This is a genomic window from Falsibacillus albus, assembly GCF_003668575.1.
In the GTDB taxonomy this organism is placed as follows: domain Bacteria; phylum Bacillota; class Bacilli; order Bacillales; family DSM-25281; genus Falsibacillus; species Falsibacillus albus.
On record NZ_RCVZ01000001.1, the window covers coordinates 235,271 to 251,203 of the forward strand.

General features: G+C 43.0%; 14 protein-coding genes. 13 read left to right on the forward strand and 1 reads right to left on the reverse strand.

Features of this window, described 5'->3' with window-relative positions; translation table 11 throughout:
• The first annotated feature begins 54 nt into the window (after window positions 1–54).
• The 5 genes from lon to D9X91_RS01170 all read left to right on the forward strand — a co-directional run bounded on the left by lon (window position 55) and on the right by D9X91_RS01170 (window position 5,548).
• Window positions 55–2,379 (forward strand): endopeptidase La, encoded by a 2,325-nt coding sequence (lon, locus tag D9X91_RS01150; protein ID WP_121678715.1) that lies wholly within the window; start codon window positions 55–57, stop codon window positions 2,377–2,379.
• The gene (gene yihA / locus D9X91_RS01155) at window positions 2,376–2,957 is read left to right on the forward strand and encodes a ribosome biogenesis GTP-binding protein YihA/YsxC (RefSeq protein WP_121678716.1); all 582 of its coding nucleotides are present in this window, start codon (window positions 2,376–2,378) and stop codon (window positions 2,955–2,957) included. The genes lon and yihA overlap by 4 nt, the downstream gene beginning before the upstream one ends.
• 306 nt (window positions 2,958–3,263) lie before the next feature.
• A complete protein-coding gene (locus D9X91_RS01160) occupies window positions 3,264–4,040 on the forward strand; it encodes a transporter substrate-binding domain-containing protein (protein WP_407644166.1) in 777 nt (258 codons plus the stop codon).
• Window positions 4,041–4,117: 77 nt separating this feature from the next.
• A complete protein-coding gene (locus D9X91_RS01165; RefSeq protein WP_121678717.1) occupies window positions 4,118–4,765 on the forward strand; it encodes an amino acid ABC transporter permease in 648 nt (215 codons plus the stop codon).
• 45 nt (window positions 4,766–4,810) lie between these two features.
• Window positions 4,811–5,548 carry an amino acid ABC transporter ATP-binding protein gene (locus tag D9X91_RS01170; protein WP_121678718.1) on the forward strand — a complete coding sequence of 246 codons (738 nt, stop codon included), beginning with the start codon at window positions 4,811–4,813 and terminating at the stop codon, window positions 5,546–5,548.
• Between the two features lie 584 nt (window positions 5,549–6,132).
• On the opposite strand, the gene D9X91_RS01175 is transcribed toward D9X91_RS01170, so the two are convergent.
• Window positions 6,133–6,618 carry a LiaI-LiaF-like domain-containing protein gene (locus D9X91_RS01175; RefSeq protein ID WP_121678719.1) on the reverse strand — a complete coding sequence of 162 codons (486 nt, stop codon included), beginning with the start codon at window positions 6,616–6,618 and terminating at the stop codon, window positions 6,133–6,135.
• 249 nt (window positions 6,619–6,867) lie between these two features.
• On the opposite strand from D9X91_RS01175, the gene hemA reads away from it, so the two are divergent.
• The 8 genes from hemA to ysxE all read left to right on the forward strand — a co-directional run bounded on the left by hemA (window position 6,868) and on the right by ysxE (window position 15,928).
• Window positions 6,868–8,214, forward strand: coding sequence for a glutamyl-tRNA reductase (gene hemA, locus D9X91_RS01180; protein WP_121678720.1), 1,347 nt, complete (start codon window positions 6,868–6,870; stop codon window positions 8,212–8,214).
• Between the two features lie 14 nt (window positions 8,215–8,228).
• Window positions 8,229–9,062 (forward strand): cytochrome C assembly family protein, encoded by an 834-nt coding sequence (locus D9X91_RS01185; protein ID WP_121678721.1) that lies wholly within the window; start codon window positions 8,229–8,231, stop codon window positions 9,060–9,062.
• 18 nt (window positions 9,063–9,080) lie between these two features.
• Complete coding sequence (hemC, locus tag D9X91_RS01190) at window positions 9,081–10,016, forward strand: hydroxymethylbilane synthase (RefSeq protein ID WP_121678722.1); 936 nt, start codon at window positions 9,081–9,083, stop codon at window positions 10,014–10,016.
• Entirely contained in the window at window positions 10,013–10,816 is an 804-nt protein-coding gene (locus D9X91_RS01195) for a uroporphyrinogen-III synthase (protein ID WP_121678723.1), read from the forward strand. The genes hemC and D9X91_RS01195 overlap by 4 nt, the downstream gene beginning before the upstream one ends.
• Window positions 10,807–11,784, forward strand: coding sequence for a porphobilinogen synthase (gene hemB, locus D9X91_RS01200; RefSeq protein ID WP_121678724.1), 978 nt, complete (start codon window positions 10,807–10,809; stop codon window positions 11,782–11,784). Before D9X91_RS01195 ends, hemB begins: the two co-directional genes overlap by 10 nt.
• 26 nt (window positions 11,785–11,810) lie before the next feature.
• Window positions 11,811–13,100: a glutamate-1-semialdehyde 2,1-aminomutase gene (gene hemL / locus D9X91_RS01205; protein ID WP_121678725.1), complete on the forward strand. Its 1,290-nt coding sequence runs from the start codon at window positions 11,811–11,813 to the stop codon at window positions 13,098–13,100.
• Window positions 13,101–13,522: 422 nt separating this feature from the next.
• Window positions 13,523–14,677 (forward strand): stage VI sporulation protein D, encoded by a 1,155-nt coding sequence (spoVID, locus tag D9X91_RS01210; RefSeq protein WP_121678726.1) that lies wholly within the window; start codon window positions 13,523–13,525, stop codon window positions 14,675–14,677.
• A gap of 219 nt (window positions 14,678–14,896) precedes the next feature.
• Window positions 14,897–15,928 (forward strand): spore coat protein YsxE, encoded by a 1,032-nt coding sequence (gene ysxE / locus D9X91_RS01215; protein WP_199738059.1) that lies wholly within the window; start codon window positions 14,897–14,899, stop codon window positions 15,926–15,928.
• Window positions 15,929–15,933: the final 5 nt, after the last annotated feature.

Here is a 15,933-nt window from a genome sequence, read left to right on the forward strand (position 1 = left end):
ACAAAGTATATTAACTAGTGAAAAGGAATTATGCAGTTACGGAGGTGCGCTGAAATGGCGAAAAAAAATGAAAACATCGTTCCCCTCCTTCCATTAAGAGGATTGCTTGTTTACCCTACGATGGTCCTTCATTTAGACGTAGGTCGTGAACGATCTGTTCAGGCCCTTGAACAAGCAATGATGGATGATCATTTGATTTTTTTAACGACCCAAAAAGAGGTATCTATAGATAATCCAGAGGAAGACGATTTATACAAAATGGGGACTTTAACAAAGGTAAAGCAAATGTTGAAGCTTCCAAATGGTACGATTCGGGTTCTAGTGGAAGGACTTAATCGAGCGGAAATTGTTCAATTTTATGATGAAGAAGACTATTACGCAGTCGAGCTTAGCATCTATGAGGATGATGAATCTGCAAACGTTGAAAAACAGGCTTTAATGAGAACGATGCTCGAATATTTTGAGCAATACATAAAGCTTTCGAAAAAAATATCTTCTGAAACATATTCCACAGTTTCGGATATCGAAGAGCCTGGAAGACTTGCAGATATTGTCGCTTCCCATCTTCCTATGAAGCTGAAAGATAAGCAGGAAATCTTGGAAATCATCGATGTCAAAGAACGTTTGGACCGCGTAATTGAAATCATATTAAATGAAAAAGAAGTATTGAATTTGGAAAAAAAGATTGGCCAGCGTGTAAAAAGATCTATGGAGCGCACACAAAAAGAATATTATTTGCGTGAGCAAATGAAGGCCATCCAGAAAGAGCTTGGCGATAAAGAAGGAAAAACAGGCGAAATTTCTGAGCTTACCGAGAAAATAGAGGGAGCGGGTATGCCGGAATCGGCCAAAAATACCGCGATAAAAGAACTTGACCGCTATGAAAAAGTACCGTCCAGTTCTGCAGAAAGTGCTGTCATCCGAAATTATATCGATTGGCTGATTTCCCTGCCTTGGTCAAAGGAAACAAAGGATGATTTAAATATCCATAAAGCTGAAAGCATCCTTGAAAGAGACCATTACGGGTTGGAAAAAGTAAAGGAACGAGTGCTTGAATATTTAGCCGTACAACAATTGACGAACTCCTTGAAAGGACCGATTCTCTGCCTCGCAGGACCTCCTGGTGTAGGGAAGACGAGCCTTGCAAGATCCATCGCCGAATCACTCGACCGTAAGTTTGTCAGAGTATCCCTAGGAGGGGTGCGCGACGAATCCGAAATCAGGGGACACCGCCGTACGTACGTAGGGGCTATGCCTGGCCGCATCATACAAGGCATGAAAAAAGCCGGAACAAACAATCCAGTATTTTTATTGGATGAAATCGATAAAATGTCAAATGATTTCCGTGGTGATCCATCCTCTGCAATGCTGGAAGTGCTGGATCCTGAACAAAACCATAATTTCAGCGACCACTATATTGAAGAGCCATTTGATTTATCAAAAGTGATGTTCGTAGCTACAGCCAATAATTTAGGAACCATTCCTGCGCCATTAAGGGATAGGATGGAGATCATCACGATTGCCGGCTATACCGAACAGGAAAAGATTCATATTGCCAAAGATCATCTTCTTCCAAAACAGTTGAAGGAGCATGGACTGACGAAAGGGCAGCTTCAAGTGAGGGAAGATGCCATTCAAAGCATCGTACGTCATTATACGAGGGAAGCTGGGGTCCGCGGTTTGGAGCGCCAGTTGGCAGCTCTCTGCAGAAAGACTGCTAAAATATTGGTTTCAGGCGAGAAAAAACGAGTCGTCATATCTGGGAAGAAGCTTGTAGAGTTTCTTGGCAAGCCGATATTCCGATATGGCCAGGCCGAGCAGGAAAATCAAATTGGGGTAGCCACTGGACTTGCTTATACGACAGTTGGGGGCGATACGCTTCAGATCGAAGTGTCCTTATCCCCGGGGAAAGGCAAGCTTGTATTGACAGGCAAGCTTGGCGATGTGATGAAGGAGTCTGCTCAAACAGCCTTCAGCCTTGTTCGTTCAAAGGCAAAAGAACTGCATTTGGATGAGAACTTCCATGAAAAGGTGGACATTCATATTCATGTACCCGAAGGAGCTGTCCCGAAGGACGGTCCATCCGCAGGAATTACAATCACAACCGCACTGATTTCAGCCTTGACAGATAACCCGATCCGCAAGGAAGTGGGGATGACCGGGGAAGTGACCCTCCGCGGCCGTGTCCTCCCGATCGGCGGCGTCAAGGAAAAAACGTTGAGTGCGCATAGAGCGGGCTTGAAGACAATCATCCTTCCAAAGGATAATGAAAAGGATATAGATGACATTCCTGACTCCATTCGTGAAGAGTTAAGCTTTGTTCTTGTATCCCATATCGATGAAGTTTTGAAAATAGCATTAGCAGGTGATACAGAATGAAAGTAAACGATGTAGAATTAGTCATCAGCGCCGTCAGGCCAGAGCAATACCCGGAAGATCGATTGCCTGAATTTGCGTTGGCTGGACGATCCAATGTAGGTAAATCATCCTTCATCAATAAAATGATCGGGAGAAAAAGCATGGCCAGGATTTCCTCGAAACCAGGAAAGACCCAAACGCTTAACTTTTACAAAATCGAAGAAACGTTATTTTTTGTCGATGTACCCGGATACGGTTTTGCGAAGGTTTCCAAAAAAGAAAGGGAAGCCTGGGGCAGGATGATTGAAACGTATATTACAAGCCGGGAAGAGCTTCAGGCCGTCGTCATGATCGTCGATTTGCGCCACCCGCCGACAAACGACGATATCATGATGTATGATTTCTTGAAACATCATGACCTTCCATGCATCATCATCGCGACAAAGGCGGATAAAATCCCGAAAGGCAAATGGCAAAAGCATTTGAAGGTGACAAAGGAGACCCTGGACCTTGAGAAGGAAGATCAAATCGTTCTTTTCTCATCAGAAACGGGTTTGGGGAAAGATGAAGCCTGGAATGCCATCAAAAGATTCATGTAAGTCATAAAGGCTTTGTTGTTGGGCGTTAGGAAAAAAAGTATAACTAAAAAATACATCCCAGACTGTAGGTGAACCCGAAAAATATCGGATTAGCCTGCAGTCTTTTTATTTGTAAGTGAATGTAATTAAGAGGATTTTGCAATATCTGCAGGCATTTACAAGCAAATGGGAGGTAAAGTGTTTACAGCCCAAATTTTAAGGGTATATACAAAATAAACCATTTATATGAATTTTGAGAAAATTCTTATTTAATGGTACGCTTGTATAAGTCTTTATAAAAAGAGAGCCAAGGGGGAATTTTGAAAAGTGAAAAAAGCGATTAGCAGTTTACTCATCATCTTCACTGTGATGCTGATATCGGCATGTGGAGGGAAAACCACCACTAGCGATGGCGTCAAATTAGTAGAAAAAGGCAAATTTATCTATGCGACATCGGGAGAATACAAACCTTTTAGCGTGACAAATGACGATGGTACCATGTCAGGGTTTGACGTCGATGTGGCAGAGGCAGTTGCAAAGGAACTCGGGCTTGAACCCGTACAGAAAAAATTCAAGTTTGCCGGGATCGTCGAAGGTGTAAAATCAGGCCGTTTTGACGCCGCGGTGGCAAGCCACACAATCACCCCGGATCGCCAGAAAAAAGTCGATTTCACCACTCCATACTACTATTCAGGTCCACAAATCTTCACCCGTCCTGACAGCGATATTAAAACAGTCGATGATCTAAAAGGCAAAGAAGTCGCTGTATCCAAAGGATCTACTTATGCAGATATTGCGAAAAAATACACGAAAAATATCAAGCAATATGACAGTGATGTCGTCGCATTGGAAGCATTGAGCAAAGGTAAGCATGATGCGGTCATCACTGATTATCTTACAGGGAAAGAAGCCATCGGCTCTGGACTGGATCTTAAAGGACAGCAGCTGATCGAACGAAGTGAACAGGCCATCGCGGTTGCGAAAGATAATGATAAGTTGAAGGAAAAGATAAACAAAGCGTTGGAAAAGCTTCGAAAAGATGGCACATTGAAAAAAATCAGCGAAAAATACTTCAAGGATGACATCACGACCAAGCCGGAATAATAACACATTGAACAAGGGCGGGTGTGCATGAGGTACATTCGTCCTTTTTTAATCAAAAAGCCATTGGAGGGAATTGAGTGAATTTTTTTAGTACGTTTGCCGATACATATGACATATTTTTAAAAGGGATGAAACTTACTTTTGAACTTACTGTCATATCTGTACTTATTGCTATATTTATTGGGTTATTTTTCGCATTTTTAAAAATATCCCGAATAAGGATATTGGAAATCATAGCCGATTTGTATATATTCGTCGTACGAGGGACTCCTCTGATCGTTCAAATCTTCGTATTCTACTTTGGTTTAACCTCTCTCAACATTTCAGGTTTTTGGTCAGTAGTCATGGGACTTGCCTTCCATAACGGGGCCTATATTGCCGAAATCTTCCGCGGAGCAATTCAATCGATTGATAAAGGACAAATGGAAGCTGGCAGATCCTTGGGGATGTCACTCGGGCTGACTATGAGAAGGATAGTTCTTCCACAGGCTTTCAGACGCGCGCTGCCGCCGTTGGGCAATCAGTTTATCATCGCGCTGAAGGACTCTTCCTTAGCATCTTTCATAGGCATGTATGAGCTCTTCAGTGTCGCCACCACATTAGGATCCAACAACTTTGATTATATGACTTATTTATTGATTGTTGCAGTTTACTATCTAGTGCTTGTATTTGTATTCTCCATGGTTGTAAGCTTCATTGAAAAGAAAATGTCTGTTGGGGATTGATGCAAAAACATTGCTGGGTATATGCATAGAAACGGAGGAATGAAATTGAGTGGACAAGAAATGATCAAAGTGGAAAAATTGAATAAATCTTTCGGGGACCTTCATGTCCTGAAGGATATCGATATATCGGTAAAAGAAAGTGATGTTGTCTGTTTGATCGGCGCAAGTGGATCGGGAAAGAGTACATTGCTGCGCTGTTTGAATTTCCTTGAAGTGAAAGACAACGGAAATATCATTTTTGAAGGAGAGAAGGTTGAACAGGAAACACACAATATCAATAAAGTAAGAGAAAAGGTAGGCATGGTGTTTCAGCATTTTTATTTGTTTCCGCACAAGAGTGTGATTGAAAATATTATTGAAGCCCCCATACATGTTAAAAAAGTACCTAAAAAACAAGCTATTGAAGATGCGAAAGTCCTCTTGAAAAAAGTAGGTCTGGCCGATAAGGAAAACGTATATCCATCCAAGCTTTCTGGTGGCCAGAAGCAGCGTGTTGCAATTGCAAGGGCTTTGGCCATGAAGCCGGATATCATGCTATTTGATGAACCAACCTCCGCTTTGGATCCTGAGCTCGTCGGAGAAGTGCTGTCGACGATGAAAGAGCTTGCCAAAGAAGGGATGACAATGATCGTCGTGACACATGAGATGGGTTTTGCCAAAGAAGTCGCGGACTGGGTCGTCTATATGCACGATGGCAAAATCGTCGAAGTCGGCCATCCAAAAGACATATTCGAAAGCCCAAAAGAAATCCGCACAAAGGAATTCCTGGATTCGATCCTATAACAAACAAAAGAGGAAGCGATGATCCGCTTCCTCTTTTATTTAGGCTCTTTTTCGTAAAGTTTGTTGCTATTTATCAAGGTTTGGACAATGTTGATTTCCGCTGCAGGCTGCTCGCTTTCCGAGGGGCCTCACACCAAGTGAGGTCGTTCGATGTTGGCACATGGATGTGCCGAACTTAATCGAACATCCGCCCTACATCTCCTCGCTTTGCGGGGTCTCGCCTGTCTAGCTCCAGGGCTTAGGGGCTCGAGGTCATAAGCCCCTATGCAAAGCCCTGCAGCTTTTCCAAATGGCCCGCTGATCCCTCCGGAGTTTCGCACCTTACGCTCCAATCAACATCCTATGATGAATTTTTATTAAAATAACTATAAAAAACAACAATCTTTGAGAAAACAGCCTTTATTTATATCCTGTTCAGATAATAGTAATAAGAGAAAATATGTTTCAGCATACACTGGAAAAATTCGTTATATACAAATGGGGTTTTACTTCAGTAAATCGATAAGCTGATTGAAGCGAGCATCCTGGAGCGGAAATCCACTCCTCTCAATTGCTTTAATTACAAATTAATTGCTGAAAAACCTCTACTTCTTTTTAATAAATATCATATAAATGCCAATAATAATCAAAAGGATTGGCCAAAGCTGCCAAGCGATATTCACTTTGTTCTCCAGTAAACCGAACCATGAAATGACCTTGTCATAGAACAATAGAAGAACGGCCAATAATAAAAACAAAATGCCTTGGAATAAGCCATTACCTGTTTTTTGATAGCGAAGCAAGAATCCTAGGGCGATGATCAGGATGAAAGTCCCGATATGGTCCGGCCAGATTGCTAATTTATTGACGACATGAAAATGAAGTCCGAACCCAACTAAAATGACGCCGGGCAGGATCGCCTCATATTCCTTCGCCCAATACCCTTGGCCTAAGAAGGCAAGACCAACTATCATCAATAACGTTGGCCATGTATAAAATTCCTTGAAAACTTCCATGTTTGACTGCTGCAGATAGAAGTAAACACCGAAGCCGATTAAAATTATTCCCGGAAATACCTTTTGATTCTTCATCGATTACCACTTCCTTATGTCATAAACTTGAAATTTCGTTCGTTTTTTGTTACTGTACAAAAGGACACAATTGTCGAATTTTTTGCACATAGTAGAGATTGAAAGTGCTTACTTGGATACATCATCTTCTGCACTTTTGGTATAAATATTAACACAAGGTTTCATCTTCTGTTCACATTTTTTGCGAGATAGGAAAAATGGACGTGTTATAATTTTAGTAGAGATTTTAGTTGGGGGTGTCATTTCATTATGCACATCATTGTGGTTGGATTAAATTATAAAACTGCCCCTGTTGAAATTCGTGAACGTTTGTCTTTCAATGAAGCGGATCTAGGTTCAGCAATGAAGAGGCTGAAGGATAAAAAAAGCATTTTGGAGAATGTGATCATTTCCACATGCAACCGGACGGAAGTCTATGCTGTCGTCGATCAGCTTCATACTGGGAGATATTATATAAAAGAATTTCTATCTGATTGGTTTCAGATCGAAAAAGAGGAGTTTACCTCCCATTTATTTATTTACGAACAAGATGGGGCAATTGAGCATTTATTTAAATTGACATGTGGATTGAATTCAATGGTGCTTGGCGAAACTCAAATCCTGGGCCAAGTTCGCAGCAGCTTCTTGTTGGCCCAAGAAGTGGGGACTACCGGTACGGTCTTCAATCACTTATTCAAACAAGCCGTGACATTGGCCAAAAAAGCACATTCAGAGACTGAGATCGGTTCGAATGCGGTTTCTGTGAGCTATGCAGCAGTGGAACTGGCCAAAAAAATATTTGGTTCGTTGACTGATAAGCATGTGCTGATCTTGGGGGCTGGCAAGATGGGGGAACTTGCTATCCAAAATCTTCAGGGAAGCGGTGCTACGAAAGTTACAGTGATCAACCGCACCTTCGAGAAAGCTCAGTCGTTGGCAGATCGTTTCGATGGGCAGGCAAAGACGCTGCAAGAACTGCAGTGTGCACTTATCGATGCAGATATCCTTATCAGTTCTACCGGTGCTAAAGACTATGTTGTCACGAAAGAAATGATGGACAGCGTTGAAAGCATGCGGAAAGGCAGACCTTTATTCCTTGTGGATATTGCGGTCCCTCGCGACCTTGATCCTGCCATTTCAGAACTGGAAGGTACATTCCTCTACGATATTGATGATCTTGAAGGAATTGTCGAAGCCAATTTGGCAGAACGCCAAAAAGCTGCCGATGCCATCATGCTTCTCATCGAAGGGGAAATTGTCACCTTCAATGAATGGCTCCGCATGCTTGGTGTAGTTCCTGTCATTTCCGCTCTCCGTGATAAGGCATTAGCCATACAGGCGGAAACGATGGAAAGCATCGAGCGCAAGATGCCTGACTTGACCGATCGCGAGCGAAAAGTATTGAACAAGCATACAAAAAGCATCATCAATCAGATGCTTAAGGATCCAATTTTACAAGCAAAAGAACTTGCAGGACTGCAGGATTCAGCTGAAAAGCTTGAACTATTCATGAAGATATTCAATATACAAGAGCAAGTGGAAAAGCAGACTTTCCAGCCGGCTGAAAATCGTAAAGCTTCATATGCCATAAAGCCACAGCCTTCTTTCCAATCATAAGTGAGGTATCATTCATGTTTGATCAAGTTATGACAAGGCTGCATGAAGTAATGGTCGTTTTATATGCGATCAGTATATTGCTATATTTTATAGATTATCTACATCAAAACCAGAAGGCGAATCGTTTTGCCTTCTGGATTCTTGCAATTGTTTGGGTTCTTCAAACAATTTTTTTATTTCTTTACATGATTCGGACAGGCCGCTTCCCTGTACTCACCATATTTGAAGGGCTTTATTTTTACGCGTGGGTCCTGATTACACTTTCGCTTGGGATAAACAGGCTGCTGAAAGTGGATTTTACAGTATTCTTTACGAATATATTAGGCTTTATCATCATGGCAATTCATACATTTGCCCCTGTTCAGATGCATTCGGATGCAATGGCGGAGCGGCTGGTATCTGAATTGCTGCTTATACATATTACAATGGCGATTTTTTCATATGGGGCGTTTTCGCTCTCCTTCGTATTTTCACTTTTGTACATGATTCAATATAAGCTGTTGAAAGAAAAAAAATGGGGACAGCGGCTGTGGCGGCTCAGCGATTTATCAAGGCTGGAAAAGATGTCTTACGTATTAAATCTGATCGGAGTACCGATGCTGTTATTAAGCTTGATTCTTGGCTTGCAATGGGCTCTGATTAAACTATCAAGCTTTCATTGGTACGACCCGAAAATTGTAGGTTCTTTTGTTCTTTTAATTATTTACAGTGTATTTCTATATTTGCGCCTGCGCAGGGAACTTTATGGAAAGTCCTTGGCATTATTGAATATAGCAGCATTTTTGATCGTTTTGATTAACTTCTTTTTAATCAGTCAATTATCATCATTCCATTTTTGGAACTCATAAATGAGGGGGATATTAGCAATGAGGAAAATAATCGTCGGTTCACGGAAAAGTAAATTGGCATTGACCCAGACAAATTGGGTGATTGATCAATTAAAAAAGCTCAACCTTCCATTTGAATTCGAAGTGAAAGAAATTGTCACAAAAGGAGACAAAATTTTAGATGTCACTCTTTCCAAAGTAGGCGGAAAGGGTCTTTTCGTGAAAGAAATCGAACAAGCCATGTTTGAGGAAGAAATCGATATGGCGGTACATAGCATGAAGGACATGCCGGCTGTTTTGCCGGAAGGCTTGACAATCGGATGCATTCCTGTGAGGGAAGACCACCGTGATGCATTGATCTCGAAAGGCCACGTGAAATTGATGGATTTGCCTGCGGGAGCAGTTGTGGGAACAAGCAGCCTCCGCCGAAGCGCCCAAATTCTTTCAGCGCGTCCTGACCTTGAAATTAAATGGATCCGCGGCAATATCGATACAAGGCTAGCAAAATTGGATACGGAAGAATACGATGCCATTATTCTGGCTGCTGCCGGTTTGTCCCGCATGGGCTGGACATCGGATGTGGTATCTGAATTTTTGGAGCCGGATTTATGTCTTCCCGCAGTCGGACAAGGTTCACTTGCGATCGAGTGTCGTGCAGATGATGATGAACTGCTTTCCGAATTGGCTAAATTCACATGTGAGAAAGCAAAAATGGCATCCCTTGCAGAGAGGGCTTATTTAGACAAGATGGAAGGCGGCTGTCAAGTGCCGATTGCCGGTTATGCAACAATTGCAAAGGATGACAGCATCACCTTGACTGCCCTTGTTGCTTCTCCAGACGGCAAGACCATCTATAAAGAAAGAATAGTCGGCAACGATCCGAAGAAGGTTGGAGAAGAGGCCGCAGCACTATTAAGCTCACAAGGAGCCAAAAAGTTGATCGACATCGTGAAAGAGGAGCTTGATCAATCATGACAGGTGATTTGCCGTTAGCCGGTAAATCGATTTTAGTAACAAGAAGCAAGTCGCAAGGAAAGAAAATGTGTGAAGAGTCTGCCAAGCTTGGCTGCAAACCGGTGCATATCCCGCTAATTGATTTTAAAAGAGTCAATGATGAAGTGGGGGAAGGGTTCATTCGAACGATCGGAGAATATGATTGGGTCATGTTCACAAGCGCCAATAGTGTCCGCTTTTTTTTCGAGGCATCCTCATCGGTTGGCATTGGCGGGTTTAAGCATTTAAAATGGGCAGTCGTAGGCTCGAAAACGAAAAAAGCATTGATGGAAAAAGGATTTCATCCGGACTTCCTGCCTACAGCCTTTACCGGCCAGCATTTTGTTGAAGAGTTTCTGAAGAGACACAGGCCGCGACATGTCTTGCTCCCTCAAGGAAACCTGGCCAGCAAACATATCGCTGCAGCCTTGGAGGCAAACAATGTTAAAATGGATTTGTGGGTGCTATATGAAACATTTTTGCCCTTACAAAGCAAAAAGGAGCTCATTGATTTCTTGACTGGTCATGAACATGCCATCATTACTTTTACTAGTCCTTCGACCGTTAAGAACTTTATGAAGATCATTAAAGAGTACCGACTTGAAAGCCGTTTATCGGGACATGTTTTTGCCTGCATCGGCCCAGTTACGTATGATGCATTGACAGACCATGGGGTCGAGGCGCAAATTTGTCCTTCATCATATACCGTTGAAGATATGCTGGAAGGTATCGTTCAATACTTTCAGTGTACCGAAGAGGAGGAGAATGGAAGATGGAATTGAATTTCAAACGTCATCGGAGATTGCGTCAATCAGCTTCTATGAGATCGCTTGTCCGTGAAACCTATTTGCACCACGAAGATTTGATTTATCCTCTATTTATCGTGGAAGGGGAAAATAAAAAGAATGCGGTGGCATCCATGCCGGGAGTTTATCAAGTATCGCTTGACCTTTTGCCTGCCGAGATGGACGAGATCGCAGCTTTGGGGATCAAATCGGTGATCCTGTTCGGTGTGCCCGCCGAAAAAGACAGCACAGGGACAGGGGCGTACCATGATCATGGTATTGTGCAAGAAGCAACCAGGATCGTGAAAGAACACCATCCGGAAATGATCGTCATTGCGGATACATGTTTATGTGAATATACAGATCATGGCCATTGCGGAGTAGTAGAGGGTGCGAAAGTGCTGAACGATCCTTCACTGGATCTTTTGGCTAAAACGGCTGTCAGCCAGGCTAAAGCGGGTGCTGACATAATTGCGCCTTCCAATATGATGGATGGTTTCGTTGCCGCCATCCGTAAAGGTTTGGATGACGCGGGCTTTGAAGATGTGCCGATCATGTCCTATGCAGTCAAGTACTCTTCAGCGTTTTATGGTCCATTCCGTGACGCTGCGGATAGCACACCGCAATTCGGCGATCGCAGGACATATCAAATGGATCCCGCCAACCGCTTGGAAGCGTTGAGAGAAGCTCAATCTGATATGGATGAGGGGGCGGACTTCCTCATCGTCAAACCGGCACTTGCCTATTTGGACATCATGAGAGATGTGAAAAATGAGTTTAATGCACCGCTTGTTGCTTATAACGTAAGCGGAGAGTATTCCATGATCAAGGCAGCTGCCCAAAATGGCTGGATCGATGAAAAAGCCGTCGTCATGGAGAAGCTGCTTGGAATGAAGCGCGCAGGTGCCGATTTGATCATCACGTATCATGCAAAAGATGTTGCTCAATGGTTGAATGAGAAGTAAGTGAATTAGAAGAACGGAGGTTGAACATGCGCTCATTTGAAAAGTCGAAAGCTGCATTTAAAGAAGCAAAGGAATTGATGCCAGGCGGTGTGAACAGTCCTGTCCGTGCATTTAAGTCCGTCAAGATGGACCCGATCTTCATGAAGGAAGGGAAAGGTTCGAAAATATACGATATTGATGGAAATGAATACATCGATTATGTCCTTTCCTGGGGGCCGCTTATTTTAGGGCACGCGAATGATCAAGTCGTAGAGGGCATAAAAAAAGTAGCTGAGCAAGGAACAAGCTTCGGTGCACCGACAATCATCGAGAATGATCTTGCTCGATTGGTGCAGGAGCGTGTGCCTTCCATTGAAATCGTACGGATGGTTTCCTCCGGTACGGAAGCAACGATGAGTGCGCTCCGCTTGGCAAGGGGATACACAGGCAGGAATAAAATCCTGAAATTTGAAGGCTGCTACCATGGGCATGGAGATTCCCTGCTCATCAAAGCTGGTTCCGGCGTTGCGACACTTGGGCTGCCAGACAGTCCTGGTGTCCCTGAAGGTGTGGCTAAAAATACGATTACAGTTCCATACAATGATTTAGAGAGCGTCCGCTATGCCTTCCAACAATTCGGAGAAGATATTGCCGGCGTCATTGTCGAACCGGTAGCAGGAAATATGGGAGTCGTGCCGCCAAAGCCTGGTTTCTTAGAAGGATTGCGTGAAATTACAGCTGATTATGGTACGGTTTTGATTTTCGATGAAGTGATGACAGGCTTCCGTGTAGGCTACAACTGTGCTCAGGGCCATTATGGCGTAACCCCTGACCTTACCTGCCTTGGTAAAGTGATCGGAGGAGGGCTTCCGGTCGGTGCCTATGGAGGAAAGGCAGAAATCATGGAGCAGATTGCACCAAGCGGACCAATCTATCAGGCGGGCACCCTTTCAGGGAACCCATTGGCCATGACAGCAGGCTTTGAAACTTTGAGCCAGTTGACACCGGAAACATATGAAGAATTCAGCCGCAAAGCGGACCTACTTGAAAAAGGCCTCCATGATGCGGCACAAAAACACGGCATTCCACATACAATCAACCGTGCCGGTTCCATGATTGGAATCTTCTTCACCGAAGATGAAGTAGCTAATTATGAAGGGGCGAAATCATCCGATTTGGAACTATTTGCGGATTACTATCGTGAAATGGCCAACGAAGGCATCTTCCTGCCGCCGTCACAATTTGAAGGTCTATTCCTCTCAAGTGCCCATACAGATGAGGATATCACCAAAACAATTGAAGCTGCAGAAAGAGTATTCAGCAAAATAAAAAGATGATTGATAAAGAACGTACACCGGAGTATAAAACCATTTTGGTTTTATACTCTTTTTATTTGCCAATTTTTAATAAGATTGTTGTTTTGAGCGGTATTTAAACAAAATAATTTGTTGTTGATTGAAGCGGAAGGTGCGAGACTCCGGAGGGATCAGCGGGCAGGGGGAGACCCCGCAGCGAAGCGAGGAGAGGTTGGACAGATGTTCGATTAAGTTCGGCACATCCGTGTGCCAACATCGAACGACCTCACTTCGTGTGAGGCCCCTCGGAAAGCGAGCATCCTGCAGCGGAAATCAACCTTGCACAACTTTTGAAGAAAGCTGTCTTATTTTTGATTTGTTATTCATAAAATAAACAAAAGATTCATAGAGTGTAACTGACATAATGTTTTTTTACGTAATGGATCTGAAAGGAGGAGTCCATCTTGTCAGAAAGTCAACAATCGTTTTTGCGATTTTCATTAGAAGAATCGGTTTGGTTCAAAAAAGGACAGGAAGTAGAAGAATTGCTATCGATCTCCCTTGACCCTTTTATCTCCATCCAGGAGCAGGAACAGTATGTACTGATCAGGGGGAATCTGGAGCTGACAGGAGAATACAAACTTGAAGCAAGCGAAGAAGTGGAGGTTTTCCAGCAAGCTGGAAAGTACATGGATGAAGTAGAGTTGAGGGAGGATGGGAATGGTGGATTCAAGCACCATTTTCCTGTAGATATCACCATCCCAAAGAATCGAATTCAAGAAATGGAACAGATTGATGTAGCCGTGGAAACCTTCGACTATGTCCTTCCTGAAAAAGGCTGTCTGAAATTGACCGCAGATCTGAAAATATCCGGGATCTACGGAGAGCAGCAGACAAAAATCGAGCAGGAAGTAGAAGAGGCAGAATTTGAACCAATGTATCGCACTACCGCGGTGGAAGTCGAAGAGGAACAAGAACAAGATCAAGCTGTTTTTCAATATTCCGGAGAGATGGAAGAAGAACATGATGAAGAGGACTATGAAGAGCCATCATTTTATTCCCCATTTTCGGCGGAAGCAAGAAAACCATCTGTCCCTGACCAGGAGAAAGATGAAGAAGTTCCAGTCCAAATCCATTACGACATGAATGAGCTGCCGTATAATCAAAGTGAAGAAGACCGTTTTGCCGAAAGCAATCCCGTTTTTCAAATGCCTGAACCGGAAGTAAATGAATCATCGAGCAGTTCTTCCTCAAGCTACTATGATCATGGGCATCAAGCCCAGCCGCAAGAAATGGATCATGGCCATGCACATCCTTACGAGCAGGAGGAGGAAGAGCAGCAGCCGGTAAAGGGTAAAAAGCAGGATGCTGATAAAAAAGCAAAAAAGAAGAAAGATCAAGGAATCTCATTGGCTGATTTTTTTGCCAGGAAGGAAGAGGAGCGCGCGGCCAAATTAAAGGTGTGCATTGTGCAGCAAGGCGATACGCTCGATCTCCTAGCTGAGAAATATGACATCAGCGTACAACAGCTGCTTCGGGTGAATGACCTGGAAATGAATCAGGATGTATATGAAGGGCAGGTTCTATATATCCCTGAGTCATTTGTGTTTAAAAATTAGTGAAGAAATAAAAAATGGTGAGCAGGGTGGAAGGCCACCTTGCTTTCATTTTATCCATTGGCAATTTTTTAAAAGACGGCTTTAAATATTTCTTCTGGAAAACGCTCAAAAATGGAGTTGATTGAAGCGTACATCCTTTCGCAGAAATCAACCATGCACAACCTTTCGAAAAGAGCCTATCCATTACATGAAAGGTTCAATTTAAAAGCAGGTGATAGTATGACCGATAACCTGTATGACGAAGTGAAAAGCATATTAAAACAATATGGAGTGGATTCCCATTTTGTCGAGGGTTACGACAAAGTGTATAAGATTTACTCGACCAAAGGCATTTTTGCCTTAAAAAAGATCATCCCCCAAAATGGCGTCGATTTTGTCAGGAACGTCCAAACCCTCTACCAAAGGGGCTATTACCATATCGTCCCCATTTATCCGACATTGGATGGTCGTTATGGTGTGCTTGAAGGTGCTTATCTTTATTACATGATGCCCTGGCTATCAAATGAAGAAAAAGAAGACCGGTTTGAAAAACATCAAAAGTTGTTCAGGGAACTTGCCCGTATGCATACTTTGTCCTCAAAGGATATTGTGCTGGGTGAAGAGGATCGGAAAGATCATTATGAAAATACACTGGCAGAATGGGATAAACAAAAAGAATTTTTGGAGGAGTTCATCGAACGATGTGAAAGGGAAGAATATATGTCCCCTTTTCAATTGATGTTCTGCACCTGTTATCAGGATATGTATCAAGCGCTTAATTTCGCGAAGAAAAAACTTGAAGACTGGTATGAAAAGACGAAGGAAGACAAAAAAGCGCGGACTGTCATTGTCCATGGCAAGATATCAACGGAGCACTTCTTATATGATGACCGTGGATATGGCTATTTCACGAATTTTGAAAACTCAAAGACCGCTTCCCCTTTTCATGACCTTTTGCCTTTTTTATCCCGGACATTAAAAACGTATCCGCGGCATTTTGAGGATTGCGTCGAATGGCTGTACACATATTTTCAATATTTTCCGCTTAGGGATGAAGAAATGCTTCTCTTCATGAGTTATTTATCCCACCCTGGTCCGGTCTATAAAGTCGTCGAACAATATCACTTAAAAGGCAAAAAGAAAAGTGAATTGAAGATGGTCAAAAGACTGCAAAAACAATATTGGCACCTGAAAAATACCGAATATGTCGTCATGAGGATCGAAGAACTGGAAAGAAAGAAAAAAGAACCGGAAGAAGGAGCCTCTTCATAGGAGCG